The sequence below is a fragment of the Methylobacterium sp. JK268 genome (genome assembly GCF_054052225.1).
This window is the reverse complement of the sequence record NZ_JBSVZN010000024.1, coordinates 63525-83030: the sequence shown is the minus strand read 5'-3', so window position 1 is coordinate 83030 and position 19506 is coordinate 63525. Positions and strand designations below refer to the sequence as shown.

The 19506-nt window shown below is 72.3% G+C and carries 17 protein-coding genes; 7 read left to right on the top strand and 10 right to left on the bottom strand.

Annotated elements, in window-relative coordinates; all coding sequences use genetic code 11:
• The first annotated feature begins 71 nt into the window (after positions 1 to 71).
• The 4 genes from ACW9J6_RS22840 (at position 72) to ACW9J6_RS22825 (ending at position 4853) form a co-directional block, all read left to right on the top strand.
• Positions 72 to 1382: an MFS transporter gene (locus ACW9J6_RS22840; protein WP_457118813.1), complete on the top strand. Its 1311-nt coding sequence runs from the start codon at positions 72 to 74 to the stop codon at positions 1380 to 1382.
• 100 nt (positions 1383 to 1482) lie between these two features.
• Positions 1483 to 2607 carry a metallophosphoesterase family protein gene (locus ACW9J6_RS22835; RefSeq protein WP_457118812.1) on the top strand — a complete coding sequence of 375 codons (1125 nt, stop codon included), beginning with the start codon at positions 1483 to 1485 and terminating at the stop codon, positions 2605 to 2607.
• A gap of 36 nt (positions 2608 to 2643) precedes the next feature.
• A complete protein-coding gene (locus ACW9J6_RS22830; RefSeq protein WP_457118811.1) occupies positions 2644 to 3927 on the top strand; it encodes an arsenic transporter in 1284 nt (427 codons plus the stop codon).
• Positions 3924 to 4853, top strand: a complete 930-nt coding sequence (locus tag ACW9J6_RS22825) for a DMT family transporter (protein WP_457118810.1) — start codon at positions 3924 to 3926, stop codon at positions 4851 to 4853. The genes ACW9J6_RS22830 and ACW9J6_RS22825 overlap by 4 nt, the downstream gene beginning before the upstream one ends.
• 4 nt (positions 4854 to 4857) lie before the next feature.
• Here ACW9J6_RS22825 and ACW9J6_RS22820 read toward each other — a convergent pair whose 3' ends face one another.
• From ACW9J6_RS22820 to ACW9J6_RS22795, 6 genes are all read right to left on the bottom strand, one after another.
• Positions 4858 to 5052, bottom strand: coding sequence for a hypothetical protein (locus ACW9J6_RS22820; RefSeq protein ID WP_457118809.1), 195 nt, complete (start codon positions 5050 to 5052; stop codon positions 4858 to 4860).
• A 146-nt stretch (positions 5053 to 5198) separates the two neighbouring features.
• Positions 5199 to 5351, bottom strand: a complete 153-nt coding sequence (locus ACW9J6_RS22815) for a hypothetical protein (RefSeq protein WP_457118808.1) — start codon at positions 5349 to 5351, stop codon at positions 5199 to 5201.
• Positions 5352 to 5417: 66 nt separating this feature from the next.
• Positions 5418 to 8528: a bifunctional diguanylate cyclase/phosphodiesterase gene (locus ACW9J6_RS22810; protein ID WP_457118807.1), complete on the bottom strand. Its 3111-nt coding sequence runs from the start codon at positions 8526 to 8528 to the stop codon at positions 5418 to 5420.
• Entirely contained in the window at positions 8518 to 9540 is a 1023-nt protein-coding gene (locus ACW9J6_RS22805) for a TRAP transporter substrate-binding protein (RefSeq protein ID WP_457118806.1), read from the bottom strand. The genes ACW9J6_RS22810 and ACW9J6_RS22805 overlap by 11 nt, the downstream gene beginning before the upstream one ends.
• Before the next feature lie 225 nt (positions 9541 to 9765).
• A complete protein-coding gene (locus tag ACW9J6_RS22800; RefSeq protein WP_457118805.1) occupies positions 9766 to 10782 on the bottom strand; it encodes a KpsF/GutQ family sugar-phosphate isomerase in 1017 nt (338 codons plus the stop codon).
• Between the two features lie 119 nt (positions 10783 to 10901).
• Positions 10902 to 12653: a DUF3369 domain-containing protein gene (locus tag ACW9J6_RS22795; RefSeq protein ID WP_457118804.1), complete on the bottom strand. Its 1752-nt coding sequence runs from the start codon at positions 12651 to 12653 to the stop codon at positions 10902 to 10904.
• Positions 12654 to 12933: 280 nt separating this feature from the next.
• Here ACW9J6_RS22795 and ACW9J6_RS22790 point away from each other — a divergent pair, with 280 nt between their 5' ends.
• Positions 12934 to 13164, top strand: coding sequence for a hypothetical protein (locus ACW9J6_RS22790; RefSeq protein WP_457118803.1), 231 nt, complete (start codon positions 12934 to 12936; stop codon positions 13162 to 13164).
• 803 nt (positions 13165 to 13967) lie between these two features.
• Entirely contained in the window at positions 13968 to 14681 is a 714-nt protein-coding gene (locus ACW9J6_RS22785) for a response regulator (RefSeq protein ID WP_457118802.1), read from the top strand.
• A 246-nt stretch (positions 14682 to 14927) separates the two neighbouring features.
• Here ACW9J6_RS22785 and ACW9J6_RS22780 read toward each other — a convergent pair whose 3' ends face one another.
• Positions 14928 to 16310 carry a class II 3-deoxy-7-phosphoheptulonate synthase gene (locus ACW9J6_RS22780; RefSeq protein WP_457118801.1) on the bottom strand — a complete coding sequence of 461 codons (1383 nt, stop codon included), beginning with the start codon at positions 16308 to 16310 and terminating at the stop codon, positions 14928 to 14930.
• A 660-nt stretch (positions 16311 to 16970) separates the two neighbouring features.
• Between ACW9J6_RS22780 and ACW9J6_RS22775 the strand changes: the two genes are divergently transcribed.
• Positions 16971 to 17270 carry a hypothetical protein gene (locus ACW9J6_RS22775; RefSeq protein WP_457118800.1) on the top strand — a complete coding sequence of 100 codons (300 nt, stop codon included), beginning with the start codon at positions 16971 to 16973 and terminating at the stop codon, positions 17268 to 17270.
• Positions 17271 to 17301: 31 nt separating this feature from the next.
• Here the strand turns inward: ACW9J6_RS22775 and ACW9J6_RS22770 are convergent, their stop codons facing one another.
• From ACW9J6_RS22770 to ACW9J6_RS22760, 3 genes are read right to left on the bottom strand one after another with little or no spacing between them, the layout of a single operon-like run.
• Entirely contained in the window at positions 17302 to 17844 is a 543-nt protein-coding gene (locus tag ACW9J6_RS22770) for a hypothetical protein (RefSeq protein ID WP_457118799.1), read from the bottom strand.
• 1 nt (position 17845) lies between these two features.
• Positions 17846 to 18337 carry a TadE/TadG family type IV pilus assembly protein gene (locus tag ACW9J6_RS22765; protein ID WP_457118798.1) on the bottom strand — a complete coding sequence of 164 codons (492 nt, stop codon included), beginning with the start codon at positions 18335 to 18337 and terminating at the stop codon, positions 17846 to 17848.
• A gap of 3 nt (positions 18338 to 18340) precedes the next feature.
• A complete protein-coding gene (locus tag ACW9J6_RS22760; RefSeq protein ID WP_457118797.1) occupies positions 18341 to 19384 on the bottom strand; it encodes a hypothetical protein in 1044 nt (347 codons plus the stop codon).
• Positions 19385 to 19506: the final 122 nt, after the last annotated feature.

Genomic DNA, 19506 nt, shown 5'->3' with positions numbered 1-19506 from the left:
GGCGCAAAGCTGCGCGGCTCCCGCCGCGCAGCCTCATCCCTCGCCCGACCCCAGCCCTCGCGGAGATCGTCATGAACGACCTGCGTCCGTCCGCGCGCGCCGCGGACCCGACCCCGTCCGCGCGGGCCCGGCGCGGCCTCGACGCGCTGAACTTCTTCCTCGCCGACGTGCGCGACGGTCTCGGCCCCTATCTGGCGATCTACCTCATCGCCGTGCGCGGCCCCGATCAGGGCTGGAACGAGGCCACGACCGGCCTCGTCATGACGATCGCCGGCATCGCCGGGCTCATCGCCCAGACGCCGGCCGGCGCCCTGATCGACCGGACGGCGCACAAGCGCGCCATCGTCATCGCGGGCGCCCTCGCGGTGACGATGAGCTGCCTCGCGCTGCCCTTCATCACGAATTTCTACCTCGTGGCGGCGACGCAGTCGCTCGCCGGGATCGCGGGCGCGATCTTCCCGCCGGCGCTGGCGGCGATCACCCTCGGCGTGGTCGGGCCCAAGGCCTTCTCGAAGCGCATCGGCCGCAACGAGGGCTTCAACCACGCCGGCAACGCCGTGTCGGCGGTGATCGCGGGCGCCACCGCCTATTGGTTCGGGCCGATCGTGGTGTTCTGGCTCATGGCGGTGCTGGCCGCGCTCAGCATCGGCGCGACGCTGCTGATCCGGCCGCAGGAGATCGACGACGACCTCGCCCGCGGCCTCGGCGGCGACGCGGCGGAGGAGGGCGAGCAGCCCTCCGGCCTCACCGTGCTGCTGCGCAACCGCTCCCTGATGCTGTTCGCGGTGCTCTGCGCCGCCTTCCACCTCGCCAACGCGGCGATGCTCCCGTCCGTCGGCCAGCTCCTGACCAAGGTGGTGGGCAAGGACTACGCGACCTCGCTGGTCTCCGTCTGCATCGTGGCGGCGCAATGCGTGATGGTGCCGATGGCCGTGATGGTCGGCGCGAAGGCCGACAGCTTCGGGCGCAAGCCGATCTTCCTCGTCGCCTTCGGCATCCTGGCGCTGCGCGGCGTGCTCTACACCTTCTCGGACAATCCCTTCTACCTCGTGGCGGTGCAGTGCCTCGACGGCGTGGGGGCGGGCATCTACGGGGCGCTGTTCCCGATCGTGGTGGCGGACCTCACCCGGGGCACCGGCCGCTTCAACGTCGCGCAGGGGGCGGTCGCCACCGCGCAGGGGATCGGCGCCTCGTTCAGCGCTGCGCTCGCCGGCCTCCTGATCGTGTCGGCCGGCTACTCGGCGGCCTTCCTGGTCCTGGCCGCGATCGCGGGCGCGGGCTTCGCGGCCTTCCTGCTCCTGATGCCCGAGACCCGCGACCGCCGCGCCGCCGACACCGCCCGATCGGACGGGTCGGCTCCCCTGGCGGTCCCGGCCGAGTGATCCCGGCCGAGTGATCTCCCGGCCGAGTGATCTTCCGGCGGAGGGATCCTGCCCTCCTCTCCCTGATGCCGCGCCCGCCCGGCGCCCGACGAGGCCCGTCATGACCGGATCCGACGCCTTCTCCGACGCCTTCCTGGCCTTCGCCCATATCGGCGACCTGCACATCACGGAGCCCGACGCGGAGAACGCCCGGGACTTCCTGGCCATCGTCGACCAGATCAACGAGACCCAGGGCCTCGCCTTCGCGTACCTGCCGGGCGACAACGCCGACAACGGCACGCCCGCCCAGTACGCCATCGTGCGGCGCGGCCTCGACCGGCTGCGCCTGCCCGTCCACGTGATCACCGGCGACCACGACGTGGAGGGCGGGAGCCTCGACGCCTTCTACGCCGGGCTCGACGTGCCGCGCCTGCCCTACGCGGTCGACGTGGGCGGGGTGCGCTGCCTGTTCCTCGACATCAGCGGACCGGGCTCGGGCGGCCCCGATTTCCGCCTCGGCGCCGCGCAGGAGGCGTGGCTGGAGCAGGAACTCGCGGCGGCGCGCGGCGACTGCGCCCTGTTCATGCACAGCTACCCGGCCGACCTGCAGGGCGAGGGGGAGGCCGACCGGATCGCCGCCCTGCTGCACCGCTCGCCCGTTCGGCTCGTAGAGATGGGCCACACCCACTACAACGAACTCGCCAACGAGGGCCGGACGGTTTACGCAGCGACACGCTCCACCGGGCAGATCGAGGAGGGGCCGGTGGGCTACGCGGTCGCTTCCCTCGATGGCGGCGTGGCGAGCTGGCGCTTCAAGGACCTCGCGCGCCCCTGGCCCTTCGTGCTGATCACCAGTCCGGCCGACCGGCGGCTCGCCCACGACCCGGAGCATCCGGGCCACGTCGTGGGCGCGCGCGCCTCCGTGCGGGCGCTCGTTCTCGGGAGCGAGGCCGTCACCGCCTGCGAGGCCAAGGTCGACGACGGTCCTTGGCAGAATCTGGAGCCGCTCGGCGGGAACCGCTGGGGCGCGGAGATCACCTGGAGCGGCGAGGCCCGGCGCCTGACCGTGAGGGCGCGCGACGCCGCCGGACACCAGGACGAGGAGACGATCGAGCCCACCGCCGATTCCGGCGTGATCCCGGTCTCCCGGGGGCTCGGCAGCGACGCGGACGCGCTCGGCGCCTGGCCCGAGAAGGGTCTGCTCGGCACCCAGCTCGGCCCCAACCGCAACGGCCGGAAATGGTGAGACCGGCCCTCACCTGAACACGGGAGACCAGACGACATGGGCGCGCTCGGCGTCACACCGAACCTCGCCACCTGGGGCATCGCGGCGCTCGCGACGCTCGGCGTGATCCTGCGGCCCCGGGGCTGGCCGGAGGCGATCTGGGCCGTGCTCGGCGCCGCCCTGCTGGTGGGGCTCGGGCTCCTGCCCGCCGGCACCGCCTGGGACGGCGTGCTCAAGGGCACGGACGTCTACCTGTTCCTGATCGGCATGATGCTGCTCGCCGAGGTGGCGCGGAAGGAGGGGCTGTTCGACTGGCTCGCCGGCATCGCGGTGCGCCGGGCGCAGGGCTCGGCGACCCGGCTCTTCGCCCTGGTCTACGCGGTCGGCACCGTCGTCACGGTGTTCCTGTCGAACGATGCCTGCGCGGTGGTGCTGACCCCCGCGGTCTACGCCGCCGCCAAGGCCGCGAAGGTGCGCGACCCGCTGCCCTACCTGTTCATCTGCGCCTTCATCGCCAACGCGGCGAGCTTCGTGCTGCCGATCTCCAACCCGGCGAACCTCGTGGTCTACGCCGCGCACATGCCGCCGCTCCTGGAATGGCTGGCCCGGTTCGCGCTGCCCTCGGGGCTCGCCATCCTGGCGACCTACGCGGTCCTGCGGGTCACGCAGGGCGCGACCCTGCGCGCCCAGGAGGTGGCGACGGACGTCGAGATCGCGCCCCTGTCGCGGACCGGCCTGATCGCCGGGCTCGGCATCGTGGCGACGGGCGGCGTGCTGATCGCCGCCTCCGCGCTCGGCCTCGACCTCGGCCTGCCGACCTGCCTGGCGGGCCTCGCCACGACCCTCCTCGTCCTCGTCATCAAGGGCGAGGGCTTCGTCGAGGTGGTCAAGGACGTGTCGTGGAGCGTGCTGCCGCTGGTGGCGGGCCTGTTCGTGCTGGTCGAGGCCCTGGAGAAGACCGGGGTGCTGCGCCAGATCGCGGACGCCCTGAAGGCGGCGGCCCAGGCCCATCCGGACGGCACCGCTTGGGGGGCGGGCGCGCTGATCGCGGTGGTCTGCAACCTCGTCAACAACCTGCCGGCCGGCCTGATCGCCGGCGCGGCGGTCCAGGCCGCCGACGTCTCGGACCGGGTCGCCGGCGCCATCCTGATCGGCGTCGACCTCGGCCCGAACCTCTCGGTGACCGGCTCGCTCGCCACCATCCTGTGGCTCACCGCCATCCGGCGGGAGGGGGAGGACGTGGGCGCCGGGCGCTTCCTCGGTCTCGGCCTCCTGGTGATGCCGCCGGCCCTCCTGCTGGCTCTCGCCGGCCTCCTCCTCCAGCCGTGGGGTCACCCGTGAGCGCCGCTCTCCTCTATCCTTTCATCATCCTCGCGGGCGCGCTCCAGGCGCTCGGCAATTCCATGAACGCGCAGCTGCGCGGGGCCTTGGTGAATCCGTGGCTCGCCGCCACGGTGTCCTTCCTGCCGATCGCCTTCGTGTTCGCGATCCTGTTCCTCACCATGCCGCTGCCGCTGCCCACTGAGGCGAGCCTCGGGCAGATGCACTGGTACGCGCCCCTCGGGGGCGTGGCGGGGGCGGTCGCGGTGTTCGGCGGCCTCGCCTTCGTGGACAAGGTCGGGGCCGGCCCGTTCAACGGCCTCGTCATCACGGCGAACATCCTGACCTCGCTCGCCATGGACGCCTTCGGGCTGTTCGGCCTGCAGGGGTCGGGCTTCAAGCTCCTGGCCTGGCTCGGCGGCCTGCTGATGGTCGGCGGCATCGTCCTCATCGCCCGCAAGAGCCCGGACCCCAAGGAGGAGGGCGACGGCGGGCACGGGATCGACGGGAAGTTCCTCTACCCGTTCATCCTGGTGGCGGGCGCGCTTCAGGCCATCGGCGTGGTCTGGAACGCCCAGCTGCGCGGGGCGCTGGTCAATCCCTGGCTCGCCGCCCTGGTGTCGTTCCTGCCGGTGGTGTTCGTGTTCCTCGGCATCTTCTTTCTGCGGCCCTCGCCGCTCCCCGCCCGCGAGGACGTGGCCCGGGTGCGCTGGTGGATGCCGCTTGCGGGCATCACAGGGGCGGTGGCGGTCTTCGCCGGGCTCCTGTTCGTCGACAAGGTCGGGGCGGGCGCCTTCAACGGTCTCCTGATCACCGCGAACCTGCTGACCTCGATCGCCCTCGACCATTTCGGCTGGCTCGGCATGAAGCAGGTCCGGGCCGGCCCGCAGCGGCTCCTCGGCGCCGGCCTGATGGCGGGCGGGATCGTGCTGATCTCGGTGGCGTAGGCGGTCAGGGGGCCAGCAGCTTCACGAAGGCGGCGCCGGCCCCGAAGAAGGCCGCGCCCGCCGCCATCCCGGCGATCATCATCTGCCAGGGGGCCAGAGCGCGGTCCCGCTCCAGCTTCGAGGCCTCCGCCATCAGCTTGCGCTGCTCGCTCGCGAGTTTGCGGCTCTCCTCAACGAATTTCTCGGTTTCGGCGTTCATGCGCCGCAACCGGGAGACCAGATCTTCAGCATCGGACGGTGCTGGCGACGACGTCATGAACCATGCTGCCCGCCCGGCCGAGGGCGGCCCTCCTACCTCCGCCCACTATGAGGGAGGCCGCCCGATTCCTCAAGGGAATGCGGCTGTCAGCCCCGGTGGGTGCTCGGGGGCCGGCGCGGGTCGGCCTCGGTGCGGATGCGGGCGCCGCCGCCCGCCGGCACGTTCGGCCCCTCTCGATGCGCGATGGTTCGCTGGAGCTGGGCGTGGGTCTTGTCGCCGTGCGGCGTCTCGCCGGCCATGGACGCCTCCGTCGGGTGGAGGTCGGGTCCCGCCCAACCCATGGGCCGGAGGGCCTGTTCCGGCGCTCACGAGGCGAGGGCGGTGGGGTCCGGCCGGGGGGCTGAGGCGCGCAGGACCTCGTAGGCGGCGAGGATCGGCCGCGGCTTGCCGAGGAAGTAGCCCTGCGCCTCCCGGCACCCGACCTGGCGCACGAAATCGAGATGATCGGCGGTCTCGACGCCCTCGGCGGTGGTCGCCATGCCGAGTTCGTCCGCGAGCCCCACGATGGCGCTGACGATGGCGCGCGAATTGATCCGGCTCGTCATCTCCCGCACGAAGGACTGGTCGATCTTGATCTTCTGGAACGGGAAGGTGCGCAGGTAGCTCAGCGAGGCGTAGCCGGTGCCGAAATCGTCGAGCACGATCCGCACCCCGCGGGCGCGCAGGCGCTCCAGGATCTGGGCGGTGCGCGCGTTGCTCTCCATGAGCGCGGTCTCGGTGATCTCCAGTTCGAGCCGGGTCGGGTCGAGGCCCCACCGGTCGAGGGCGCCGGCCACCTGCGCCTCGATGTCCTCGGCCCGCAGCTGCACCGGCGAGAGGTTGACCGCCACCCGGATGCCGGGCGGCAGGGCGGCGGCGTCCCGGCAGGCCCGGTCGAGCACGAAGGCGCCGATCGCCGCGATCTGGCCGGTCTCCTCGGCGAGGGGGATGAAGCGCGCCGGGCTGACCGGACCCCGCACCGGGTGGTCCCAGCGCAGCAGCGCCTCGAATCCGCAGGGACGTCCCGCCGCGAGGTCGAAGACCGGCTGGTAGGCGAGGGCGAACTGCCCGGCCTCGACGGCCTGGGCGAGATCGGCCTCCAGGGCGAGGCGCTCGTGCAGGCGGGCGGCGATCTGGGTCTCGAACACCCGGTGCACGCCCCGGCCCCGCCCCTTGGCCTCGTAGAGGGCCATGTCGGCGTGGCGCAGGAGCGTGTCGGCATCCGCCGCCTCCGGCCCCGACAGGGCGATGCCGACGCTCGCGCCGATCCGCACGGCCCGCCCGGCGAGGTCGTAGGGCGCGCTGAGCGCGTCGATGATCCGGCGCGCCAGCGTCTCGGCCTCGCCCGGCGCCGCGCAGGCCACCGCGAACTCGTCCCCGCCGAGCCGCGCCACGGTACCGGCCTCCCCGACGCAGCCCGCGAGCCGCGCGCCCACCGCGGCCAGGAGCGCGTCGCCGACCGGGTGGCCGAGGGTGTCGTTCACGTCCTTGAAGGCGTCGAGGTCGAGGTAGAGGAGCGCCACCCCGGCGGGGGCGCCGCGCAGCATCGCGTCGAGGCGGTGGCGGAACAGGGCGCGGTTCGGCAGCCGCGTCAGCGGATCGTGGTCGGCGAGGAAGCGGATCCGGTCCTCGGCCGATTGCTGCTCGGTGACGTCCTCGTAGATCGCCACGAAGCCGCCGTCCTGCATCGGCCGCTGGGTGACGCTGAGGGTGCGGCCGTCCCGCCCCGCGACCTTGAAGGTGCCCGCCTCCCGGCGGGAGGCGAGGGCGCCCTGGCGGGCGCGGATCCGGTCGAGCGCCGCTGCGCCGAGCGGCGAGGCGGCGGCGAGCCGGGCGAAGAGGGCGTCCACCTCCTCGCCCGCCGCCGGCGCCTCGGGTCCCGTCCCGACGAGCTCGCCCAGGCGCCTGTTCGCCACGATCAGGCGCCCCGCCGCGTCGGCCATCAGCAGCCCGTGGGACATGTTCCCCAGGGCCGCGTCGAAGAGCAGGTTCTGGGTCCGGAGCGTGCGGTCGCGCTCGACCAGGGCGGCGTTCTGCGCCTGCACCTCGGCCATGGCCCGACCGGCCCGGGCATTCGCGGCGGCGAGATCGTCGAGGGCGGTCTTCAGGGCGGTGATGTCGGTGCGGATGCCGACGGTCTCGCCGCTCGCCGTGCGGCGCTCGGAGACGAGGATCCAGCGCCCGTCCGGGAGCAGCCGCTCCACCGTGCCGCGGTCCCTGCTGCGCCAGGACAGGATCTCGTTCACGAAGGCGTCGAGATCGCGACCGGCCTGCGGGTACTGGCCGTGCGCGGCCCCGTACCGGATAATGTCCTCGAAGCGCGCCCCGGGGCGGATGGCGGGGGCGCTCGCCGCGTAGAGGTCCCGGTAGTGGCGGTTGCAGGTCACGAGGCGGTCCTCGCGGTCCCACATCACGAAGCCGTCCGCCATGGCCTCGACGGCGTTCTCCAGCATCGTCCGGGCGCGGTCGCGGGCGTCCTGCAGGTCCTGGTAGGTGCGCCATCCCGTGAGCAGCGCCGCCGCCGCGCCGAGCAGCAGCAGTTCCAGCACCGCCGCCCCGGCGAGGATGCGGTCGCGGTCGCGGCTCCATTCCGCGTAGGCCTGGCGGGCGTCCAGGGTCACCGCCACCGCGAGATCGCCGTACAGGAGGGGCCGCGCCGCGGCCAGCGCCGCGCCGCCCGCGGCCGGGACCGCGAAGGCCGTCCCGTCCCGCCGCGCGCCGCTCACAGGCCGGGCGAGGGGCCGTCCCGTGGCGAATTCGTCGTGGGGCAGGCTCGCGAGCAGGCGCCCGTCCGCGCCTTCGAGCGTCACCCGCTGGCCGGGCGCATCCCCGACCTCCGCCAGCAGGCCCTGCACGCTGGAGAGCGGCACCTCGGCCACGGCCGCCAATTCGCCCTCGCCGGGCAGGGTGACGATCCGCGCGAGGTAGAGCATCCACTGGCCGCTGCGCCGGTCGTTCACCGGGCCGGCCAGCATCAGCTGGCCCCGGCTGCGCGCGGGCAGCACCTCGTCGAGGGGAAAGGTCGGGCTGCGCGCGCGGGCCGAGGTCCAGATCGAGCCGTCGCGCCGCACGAGCATCAGGTCGCGGAAGGCGAAGCTCTGGACGTTCAATCCCCGCAGCAGGCGGCCGGCCGTCTCGGGAGGGATCTCGCCGCCGCTCGCCGCGACGGTCGAGAACAGGACCGGGAGGCTCGCGAGCGCGCTGTCCACCTGCAGGAACTGACGGTTGATCGCGTGGACGAGGGTCCGGGCGGTGCGCTCGACGGAGCGCTCGGCCCCGGCCCGGGCGGTGGCGTGGGTCCGGTACAGCAGGAGGGCGCTGCCGCCGAGGAGCACGCCCGACAGGAGCGCGGCACCGGCGAGCACCGGGAGCACGAACCGGCGCGGGGCCCGGCCGGCGCGGGGGAGGGCGGCCGCCGCCGGCGCGTCAGCGCGCATCGGCGTCGAGGCCCGCCGCGACGCCCACCGCGCGCGCGAGCGTCGCGTTCCAGGCTGCCCCGCAGGCGCGGCCGCAGCGCTCGATCCAGCCCGGCAGGACGGCCTCCGCCAGGAGCTTCCTGCGGCGCGCCTCGTCGGCGGCGCTCACCGGCACCAGCACCAGCCGCGCGGGCGGGCCGCCCGCGCAGGTGGGGGCGCCGGCGTTGCAGGCCAGCCCCCGGGCCGTGTCCTCCTCGGCCATGCGCCAGATCCGCGCCTCCAGGTCGTCGATCCCGCCCCGGATCACCGCGCGCAGGTCCGGCGCCAGGGCGTCCCAGGCCTCCCGGTTCGCCCCGAACACCGACACGCCCCAGTTGATCGGCAGCGCGTAGACGTGGGTAGTGACCGCCGGGAGGCCGATCTCCGGCCCGCTCAGGGTCCCGGTGATCGCGCAATCCACCACCCCCTTCGCCACCGCCGCCACGGTCTCGCGGAACGGGACGATGACCGGCACGCCTCCCAGCGCCCGCACGAATTCGGACTGGTTCACGGAGGAGGTCCGCACGCGGCGCCCGGCGAGGTCGTCGAGGCCCCGGAACGCCCGGGCGCAGTAGAGCACCTGGGCCGGGTAGCTGTAGACGCCCAGGAGCTCGATGCCGTAGCGCTCCCGCAGGATCGCGGCGAGGTGGGGACGGTAGGCCGCGATGGCGCGCCGCAGGGTCGCCGCGTCGGGGCTGAGGCCCGGCAGGTCGACGGCGCTCAGCTCCGGGTCCTCCCCCGCCACGAGCGAGAGAAGGGCGGTGCCGAACGGGACGACGCCGAGACGCATCAGTTGCAGCATGTCCTCGCCGCGCAGGCCGCTGCGGTCGAAGGCGTGGATGCTGGCCGCGATCCGCCCGCCCGAGCGGGCGGCGATCTCCAGCTCCCAGAACGGCGCCTCGAACTGCGTGAACTGGCGGATGCCCCCGAGGCCGCCCACGACCCGCAGCCGGACCGGCTCCTGCGCCCGGACCGGTTCCTCCGCGCGAGCCACACCTGCCGCCGGCAGCGCGGCCAGGCAGGATAGGACGATAACCCTGATCAGGCGCGCGACGGTGCCGGGCCGCCGGTCCCCGCCTCCTCGCCTCGCGATCCCGGCCATGACGCGTCGCTCCCGAGGGGCCGCGCCGCGGCCGGCCCCCTTTCGCACCCCGCTCTTCCAAGTTGTGCGGACGGAAGGTTAAGGAATTGGCGGGTCTCGGGCGGCGGCGGGAACGCGTCAGGCGACGCCGACCTGCAGCAGGTCGTGGATGTGCAAGATGCCGATCGGCTTGGCCTCCTCGACGACGAAGATCGCGGTGATCTCGCGCCGGTTCATGACCTCGAGGGCCGCGCTCGCGAGGCCGGTCGGCGCCACGGTGATCGGCGAGGGCGTCATGATGGCGTCGACCGGGCGGTGCAGCAGGTCGCCGCCCATGTGGCGGCGCAGGTCGCCGTTGGTGATGATCCCGACGAGCCGCCCGCCCGCATCGACCACGCCCGCGCAGCCGAAGCGCTTGCCCGTGATGGCGATCAGCGCCTCCGACATCGGGATGCCGCGGGGCACGAGCGGCATCTCGTCCCCGGTATGCATGAGCTGGCCCACGGTCTTGAGGCGCGCCGCGAGCTTGCCGCCCGGGTGGAAGACCTTGAAGTCGCTCGCCGAGAAGCCCCGCCGCTCCAGGAGCGCGATGGCGAGCGCGTCGCCGAGCGCGAGCTGCATGACGCTCGACGAGGTCGGGGCGAGGTTGTGCGGGCAGGCCTCCTTGACCACCGGCAGGGGCAGCAGGATGTCGGCGGCGAGCCCGAGCGTGCTCTGGGAATTGGAGGTCAGGGCGATCAGGGTCACGCCGAATCGCTTGGCGAAGCTCACGATGTCGCCGAGTTCGGCCGTCTCGCCCGACCACGACAGGGCGATGACGCAATCCTGCGAGGTGATCATGCCGAGGTCGCCGTGGCTCGCCTCGGCGGGGTGGATGAAGGTGGCGGGTGTGCCCGTCGAGGCCAGCGTCGCGGCGATCTTGCGGGCGATGTGGCCGCTCTTGCCGATGCCCGAGACGAAGACCCGGCCGGGGCTGGCGTCGATGGCGGCGACCGCGGCCGCGAATCCCGCCCGCATCTCGCCGTCGAGGGCGCGGGCCAGGGCGTGCAGCGCCTCGGCCTCGGTGCGGACGGTGCGGATGGCCGAGAAGTGGCTCGCCTCGACGATCCGGGCGACGCCGGCCTCCGCGGTCTCGGCCGTTTGCGAACGCTCCATCCTGCTCCCTCGCCTGCTCCCGCCGCCGCGGCGGGCGGGCCCCGAATCGCCGGGGCCGGTGGAAGCCCGAACCTTAGCCCGCCATTTGCGGCCAGATTGCGTGCGGCGGCGGCCCGGCCTCAGGCGAGTTCCACGGCGATGTTGGGCAGGCGGATCGCGAAGGTGGAGCCGGCCCCCGGCGCGTGGCTCTCGGCGGTCGCGCGGCCGCCATGCAGTTCGGCGATGCGCTTGACGATCGAGAGGCCAAGGCCGGTCGAGCCCTCGCCGCCCGTGGGCTTCGCCGAGAGGCGCTGGAAGCGGCCGAACAGGCGGCCCGTATCCTCCGGCGACAGGCCGGGGCCGAAATCGCGCACCGCGTAGACGGTCTCGTCCGGCGAGCGCGCCACGCTCACCACGATCTCGGCGCCGGCCGGGCTGTACTTGATGGCGTTCGAGATCAGGTTGTCCATCGCCTCGCGCAGGCGCTCGCCGTCGCCGCAGATGACCAGGCTGCCGGGCAGGTCGGAGCGCAGTCGCTGGTCCTTGGTCGCGGCCAGCGGCGCGTTCGCCTCCGAGACCTCGCGGGCGAGGGCGGCGAAATCCACCGGCTCGCGGCGCAGCGCGATGTCGAGGGCGTCGTTCATCGCGTCGGCGATCAGGGTCTCGATCATGCCGGTGAGCCGGCGGGCCGAATCGCGGATATGGCCGACCTGGGCCTGCATCGCCTCGACGGGCTGGGGCAGGGTGCCGATCAGGTCCCCCAGCATCTCGGCCCGGCCCAGGATCACCGCGAGTGGGTTCTTGAGGTCGTGCGCGACCGTGCCGAGGATCTCGGTCTTGAGCTGGTTGGCCCGGCGCAGGTCCGAGCGCTGCAGGGCGAGCCGCCGGTTGGCCCGCAGCAGCTCGGCGGTGCGCTCCACCACCCGCTGCTCCAGGCCGACATTGGCCCGCTGCAATTGCTCGTAGAGGATCACGTTGTCGAAGGCGATCGACAGGCGCGAGGTGAACAGCGCGATCAGCGCCCGGTCGGTCTCCGAGAGGGAGCGGTCGGCCTTGAGCAGGGCGACGATCTCGCTGCCGCTCCCGGTATGCACGTAGAGGGTCGACCAGCGCTCGCCGAAGCTGTGGCGCCGCTCCGCGAAGGCGCGCCCGACGATGGCCCGCACGTCCGCGTCGAGGGGCACCGGGCCGTCCGGCGCGACGAGGTGCTGGTAGCAGCCCGCCCCCGCCAGCACCGAGACGGATTCGTCCGGCCCGGCCCGCTCGCGCAGGACCAGGATCCCCTCGCAGGCGACGCCGAGCAGCGAGGCGACCTGGGTCAGCACGCCCTCGGCCAGCCGCTGCATCGACTTGTGGTCGAGGAGCATCGGCGCCGCGTCGATGATGATCTCCAGGCCGCGGCGCGTCTCCTCCAGGCGCTTGAGCTGCTGGTAGGCGCGCAGGGCCGCGGTCAGGCTGGCGAAGAGCTTGTCGGCGGTGAGTTCGGTCTTCGCCTTGTAGTCGTTGATGTCGTAATCGACGATGACCCGCCGCTCCGGCGCCTGCCCGGGCTGGCCGGTGCGCAGGATGATGCGCACGGTCTCGTTCCCGAGGTCGCGGCGGATGAAGTCGACGAGGGCGAGGCCCGCATCCTCGGTCTCCATCACCACGTCGAGGAGGATCACCGCGACGCCGGGCCGGGCGGCGAGGAGCCGGCGCGCCTCCGCGGCCGAGTGGGCCGACAGGATCTCGATCCGCGCCCCGTCGAGGGTGTAGCCGTCGAGGGCGAAGCGGGTGCCCTCGTGCACCGCCGGGTCGTCGTCCACCACCACGACGGGCCAGACCGGCGCGGCGGCCTCGCCCGGCGCGGGCTCGTCGTCGGGCAGCAGAAGCAAGATGTCGTCGTCGCTCATCACCCGTCCACGCGAGTCGTTCCCGGTCTGCGGGGCGGCATCCTGCCGGCCCGGGCCGTCATGGACAAGCATTGCCGAGCGGAGATCCAGTCCGCGCCCCGTCGTCGGTGCGGCCTGTTCCGCGCCCATGCGCCCGGACCGGGATCGCGGCGCGGGCGGTGCCGGAATGTGCGGCAGAGCACAGCCGGGAGGTGGCTCGGCAGCGCAAGTCCTGGGGGTCAGTCCCGACCCCGGCCGCGGCGCGAGCCCGGTCGGCGGGGTCCGAGAAGGGAGATCGGCCATGCCCTGCACGATCCAGTCAGGTCCCGACCCGCGGCCTATCCCGGGCGCCGAGCCCTGGCGCGAGGACCTGGAGGCCCTGCGCCACCTGCTCCAGGATTCGCGGCCGGCCGAGCCGACCCCCCGGGAGATCATGGCGCTGATCGAGGACGAGGCCCCGGGCGCCCTGCCGCGGCCCACCCGCGCCCGCATCGCCGCGCGGCTCGCCGCGGTCGTGCGGCGGGATTCCTGAGCGTTCGCCGGCCCCCGCGACGGACGCTCCACCGGTTCAGATCGGCGGCGGCCGCACGCCCGCCATGACCCGATCGTAGACGGCGAGGAAGCTGAGTTCCTGACGCAGATCCGTCCGCCCGGCGCATGGAACCAGGAGTCGCCCGATTGATGACGAGCGCCCCTTTTCCGGACGACTGCAGCGTCAGCGGAAGGAGATCCGGAAACCAGATGATGAATCGCCGCGAAGCGGCTCCGCATGCCAGCACCCGTGTTGAAAGGCGGGCGCTTCGCGACGTCTTGCGCTGGTTTCCGGGTCGTATTCCGCTTGCGCTGCATGCGCCCGGAAAAGGGAGGAGAGCCTGACGGGGACCCGCCAATCCCCGCGACGACACAGCGAGCCAGTGTCTGTCGAGCGCGGGTCAAACGCGATCGTCCTGGGGGTGTCGACCTCCATGCGCCTCGGCCCCGCGACCACGTGGCTCTCCGTGAACGGCGCGGGGACGGAGAGCCCGAAATGGGTGCGCAGCCACATGTGGCCGACGGGGGTGCGACGATCGTCACGGGCGGCGCGGGTCTTGCGAGATCGTTTAGCGCGATGCGAATTCGCTTACCAATCCGCCTTTCCGTCCAGAAACGATGATTCCGGCGCCTCGCGCGCTTCTGGGCCGCTCGGCCGGGGACGGCGCCGCGGCCCGGCATGGACGCGGGCTCGGTTCGGCGCCATTCTGGCGGGCATTCGACAGCAGCCCGCATGTCCCCTTCGGTGCCGATCCGAGCCTCCCGCCCCCCGCCGTCGCGCCGAACCCCGCCGGATTCCGCCCGATGACCGCCGGTGCCCCGCTGATCTACGTCGTCGACGACGAGCCGGACGCCCGCGCGATGGTGGGCGACTACCTGCGCATGCACGGGTTCGAGGTCGACCTCGCCGAGGGCGGGGCCGCCCTGCGCGCCCTGATCGCTCGGCGCGCGCCCGACCTCATCGTGCTCGACCTCAACATGCCGGACGAGGACGGGCTCTCCATCGTGCGCGACCTCAAGGGGCGCAGCCCCGTCCCGATCATCATGCTCACCGCCACGGCGAGCCCGATCGACCGGGTCGTCGGCCTCGAACTCGGGGCCGACGACTACCTGCCCAAGCCCTGCGAGCTGCGCGAGCTGGTGGCGCGGGTGCGCTCGGTGCTGCGCCGCGCGCCGGCGCGCCCGGCCGCGCCGGCCCCGGAGAGCGCCGGCGCCCGGTTCGGCCGGGTCACGGTCGACACCGAGACCCTGCGGCTGCGTGACGAGACCGGTGCCGAGCACCTTCTCACCCGCTCGGAATTCGCGCTGCTGAAGGCCTTCCTGGACAACCCGAAGCGGGTGATGAGCCGCGAGCGGCTCCTCGACCTCGCCGATGCCCGCGACCCGGAGGCCTTCGACCGCGCCATCGACGTGCGGATCAACCGCATTCGCAAGAAGATCGAGCCCGATCCATCCAATCCCCGCTTCATCCGCACGGTGCGCGGGCTGGGCTACGTCTTCCGGCCGGACGGGGACTGACGGTCTTCCACATTGTAGCGTGGAACTCCGAAGTCGCGACCCCGTTCATCCTGCAATCTGAGCACTGGATTGGAGGAGGCGAAGATGCTGAAAGGTGGGCTCCTGTGGCTGATCGGCATTCCGATCCCGATCATCCTGGTTCTGTTTTTCCTCGGCTACCTGCACTGAGGAAGCGGACGCCGTCATCGCGGCCGCACGGGCCGGGACGCGAGTCCCGGCCCGTGCGTGGCCACGCGCGGCCGGCCCCTACTCGGCGGCCTCGATCCGCGGCCGCTCCTTCTCCCGGCGCTCGCGCTTGACGAGGTCGGCGGTCAGGAACGCCACCTCCAGCGCCTGCTCGGCGTTGAGGCGCGGGTCGCAGTAGGTGTGGTAGCGGTCCTGCAGGTCCTCGGCCGTCAGCGCGCGGGCACCGCCCGTGCACTCGGTGACGTTCTTGCCGGTCATCTCCAGGTGGATGCCGCCCGCGTAGGTGCCCTCGGCCCGGTGGACGTCGAAGAAGCCCTGGATCTCCTTCATCACCCGCTCGAAGGGCCGGGTCTTGTAGCCGCTCGCCGTCACCGTGTTGCCGTGCATCGGATCGCACGACCACACGACCGCGCGGCCCTCCCGCTCCAACGCCCGGATCAGCCCCGGCAGGTGATCGCCCACCTTGTCGGCGCCGAAGCGGCAGATCAGCGTGAGCCGGCCGGGCTCGTTCTCCGGGTTGAGGAGGTCGACGAGCCGGATCAGGTCGTCGGCCTTGAGGGAGGGGCCGCATTTCAGCCCGACCGGGTTCTTGATCCCCCGGGCGTACTCGACGTGGGCGTGGTCCGCCTGCCGGGTGCGGTCCCCGATCCAGAGCAGGTGCCCCGAGGTCGCGTACCAGTCGCCGCTCGTCGAATCGACGCGGGTGAGGGCCTGCTCGTAGCCGAGCAGCAGCGCCTCGTGGCTCGTGTAGAAATCCGTCTGGCGCACCTCCTGGTGCGTCTCCGGGTTGATGCCGATGGCCCGCATGAAGTCGAGGGTCTCGGTCATGCGCTGCGCCAGATCCTCGTAGGCCGAGGATTGCGGCGAGTCCTTCACGAAGCCCAGCATCCAGCGGTGGGCGTTCTCCAGGTTGGCGTAGCCGCCGGTCGCGAAGGCGCGCAGCAGGTTCAGCGTCGCGGCCGATTGCCGGTAGGCCTCGAGCTGGCGCCGCGGATCGGGCACGCGCTCCTCCGCCGTGAAGCCGATCCCGTTGACGATGTCGCCCCGGTAGCTCGGCAGGCTGACGCCGTTCGCCGTCTCGACCGGCGAGGAGCGGGGCTTGGCGAACTGGCCGGCGATGCGCCCGACCTTCACCACGGGCGAGCCGCCCGCGAAGGTGAGCACCAGCGCCATCTGCAGGAAGACGCGGAAGAAGTCGCGGATGTTGTCGGCCGAGTGCTCGTCGAAGCTCTCGGCGCAGTCGCCGCCCTGAAGCAGGAACGCCTCGCCCGCCGCCACCTTGGCGAGGCTGCGCCTCAGCTTCCGGGCCTCACCGGCAAACACCAGCGGCGGAAAGCTCCCGAGCTGACGTTCGACCGCCTCCAGCGCCGCCGCATCGGGATAATCGGGCACTTGCTGGATCGGCAGACGCCGCCAGCCAGAGGGGGTCCAGCGCTCACTCATCGGTCTCTCCCGCACACCTCTCCTGACGCTCTCGGGCCGGGGACCCGGGATGGAGCGGCGCTTATAGGGCGGTTGCGGCCGAGAAGCGAGCGCGTCGAGAGGGGAAGGGGGCCGGGGCGCTCGCGGGTTGCACCATCCGCGCCCGCTCGCCTCCGGCGGCCCTCGCGGCAGGCGGGATCCGACGTTGAGACAGGGGGCGCCGCGGACCACCCTGCCGCCAGTGCCGGAACCCGGCCCGCACGCATCTCCGGCCGCCGATCCGGCTAAGGCCAAGCTCATCCCGCGCCCCCGCGGTCCTGCACCATCCGTCGAAATCGGCCACGGACGCGGGGAAAACGCGGAGAGATCTTCTGGATCGCGCTCGATGCGATCGCTCCGAGAGATTTAACTTAGATCAAGCGCGCTGATCCAGGGACGAAACGGCAACCTCAAATTGCACCGCTGCGATCAACCGGATGTTCACACATTGTTCATCTTGCCACGATCGCCCGAAGCAGCAAGCATCGCAGAACAGATCGATGTCTTGAACGCCGAAACGAGGGCGACATGCGCCTGACCTGCCGAGACAAATTGCATTTGACTTTGTCCGGTGCGGGTCAACGGGTCGTCGTCAGTGTGAATACATTTCCGGTGACGCAGCCGGCCCTAGCGGAATTTCCTTTGAGCGAGGACGGGTTGCGCCTCGACGTGACCCATTGGCTGCATGTCGGGCGCAACACGCTGTCGGTGGTGATGTTCGGCCCGGCCGGCGCGGTCCCGTTCCGCCTGCACATCGCCGCGGGCGGCCTGCCGGCCTGGACCCTGGACGAGGCCGAACTCATCCCGCTTCCGACGCCCTGGCGGCTGTGGACCTGCCCGATCGAGGTGACCGCCAGCGAGGCCTACGCGGCGCTCGGCCCGCACCGGAGCGTCCCGGCCGGCCTGCTGCGCCGGGGCGAGGAGCGGCGCACGAGCGCGTGAGGCGCGGCCGCGCTCCTTAGCGCCGCCGCCTTCAGCAGAGCTGCACGTTGCTGGCCTGGACCGCCACCGTGTAGCCGCGCAGCGCGCTCGCCGCCGCACCGGTGAACCGGGCAGTGAGGCCGAGATAGGGCGTGTAGGTCATCGCCATGACCACCACGATCGCCACGTCCTTGTCCGACATCACCGCCATCGCGCTCGTGGTCACGTCCGGGTCGAGGTAGGTGCCGGTGCCCGCGCAGACGCGGATCTTCCCGGAGATGCGGTTGACCTGCATGATCGTCAGGGCCGCGCCCGGGGTGCGGACCAGGGCGTTGGCCTTCCGGTCGGTGTATTGCTGGATCGTGTCCGTCGTGCAGCTGAGGTAGCCCGGCGTCGAGGAGGCCGGGCAGGAGGTGATCGCGGCCGCGATCTGCGTGGTCGAGCGCTCGATGTCGCGGTTGAGCGACGCGATGTTGGCGAGGTCGAGGCCCCCGGCCGCCAGCGCGATCAGGATCAGGGCCACGAGCCCGAACTCGATGGCGACGCTGCCGCGCCGGTCGCGGACGAGGCGGCGGAGGCGCGCGCGCGGGCTCACGTCACGACCGGCGGAACACGACGGAGGCCGTCGCCGGGCCGATCGGCAGGAAGGGCAGGATCTGCACCACCGGCGCGGCGGCGCGCAGGAGCATCACGTTCATCGGCAGGCCCGCCAGGAAGGTCGTGCCCTGGATCGGCTGCGCCGCGGTCGGCACCAGGGCGAGCGGCGCCATCTCGACGAGCAGGCCCGCCGCGCAGGCCTGCGCCGGCTGGAGCCCGATCCGGGCGCAGACCACCGCCTTGTAGCCCGGCTGGTCGCCCGCCAGCACCGCCGGCTCGGGGGCCGAGGCCGTGTCGAACAGCGCGTTGCTCAGGCCCACCTGCGTGTACTGGACGAGCGCGAGCTGGAGCCCGAACAGGATCAGCATCACGGTCGGCCAGGCGAGGAGCGCGAACTCCACCATGGTGACGCCGCGCCGGTCCGCGATCAGGCCGCCGGGCGAGGGGCGAGGCCCGGGGCGGCGCAGGGAGAGGGGAGGGCGCGCCGCCACGGCTCAGCTGGCCGGGCAGTAGTTGCGGCAGATGCGCAGGTTGTCGATCAGGCCGCCATAGGTGTCCTGCCGCCCGGCCGCCCGCCAGGAGATCCGGTAGTCGGACGGCACCGCGACCGTGAAGTTCACCACGCGCTCCACCCAATGGTTCGATTGGACGCAGACATCGGCGATGTTGTTCAGATTGTAGGTATAATTGCCTGCCTGCTCGACGTAGACCTCGATCCGGTTGGTCTGCCCGTTCGTCGTGTAGTATGAGACGTCGCTGTCCTTGGCGCCGCAGATGACCTGACCGCCGACCGCCGGATCCTGGAGGCGCGAGACGTACCAGTAGCGGATCTGGTAGCTGCCCGGCGTCAGCGACAGGATCCGGGACATGGTCGAGTTGGACTGGCAGCCCGTCGTCCCGGAATTCGCCGCCGTGTTGCAGTCGCTGTCGAGCTCCGCGAAGTAGCTGCCGAACAGGACGCTCGACACCGCGATCGCGCGCTGGCTGTCGATCTCGATTCCCGCCCCCTGCGTGGTCCAGCCGTTCCAGGCGTTGCCGTTGTTCACCCCGCCCGTGACGGTCCAGCCGCCGGACGTGCTCGCCACGTTGTGGCCGGCCTCGAAGGACTCGGTCGTGAGGACGATCGGCGCCGACGCCGCCGCGGCCTTGGCGGCGGTCGTCGACATCGTGGCGCAGTCGCGGGCGGCCGTGAAGCTCAGGCTCCCCCGGTTGAGGAGGGCGCCGAGCACCAGCGCCTGGTCGCGCGTGGCCTCGATGTGGATCGTCGTGTCCGTGGTCGTCACCGTCGCGGCCGGGGCGGTCGTGATGCCCTTGGCGGTGAAGTTGCGATCGACGATGTCGGCGATGGCGGCCGGATAGGTCGTCGACGTCGAGGCCGCCGTGACGTCCTGCGGCTTCTGCGCGTTCACGTAGGTCGCGCTCTGGCTGCAGGCGAGCTCGACCGCGCTCCACAGCCGCTGCCGGAACGTGACGCCCCGCGCCGCCTCGAGCGCCCCCCCGATCCCCACCAGCAGGGCCGGGAGGACCAGGGCGAACAAGACGGCGATCGCGCCGCGTCTGTCGGCAAGAAACATCGGCATCGCGCCTGTGCCACGCATCGCGTCATGATGCGGCACACTTCGTTGAAGCTTTACTAAAATAATCCCACCGAGCCCGGTTT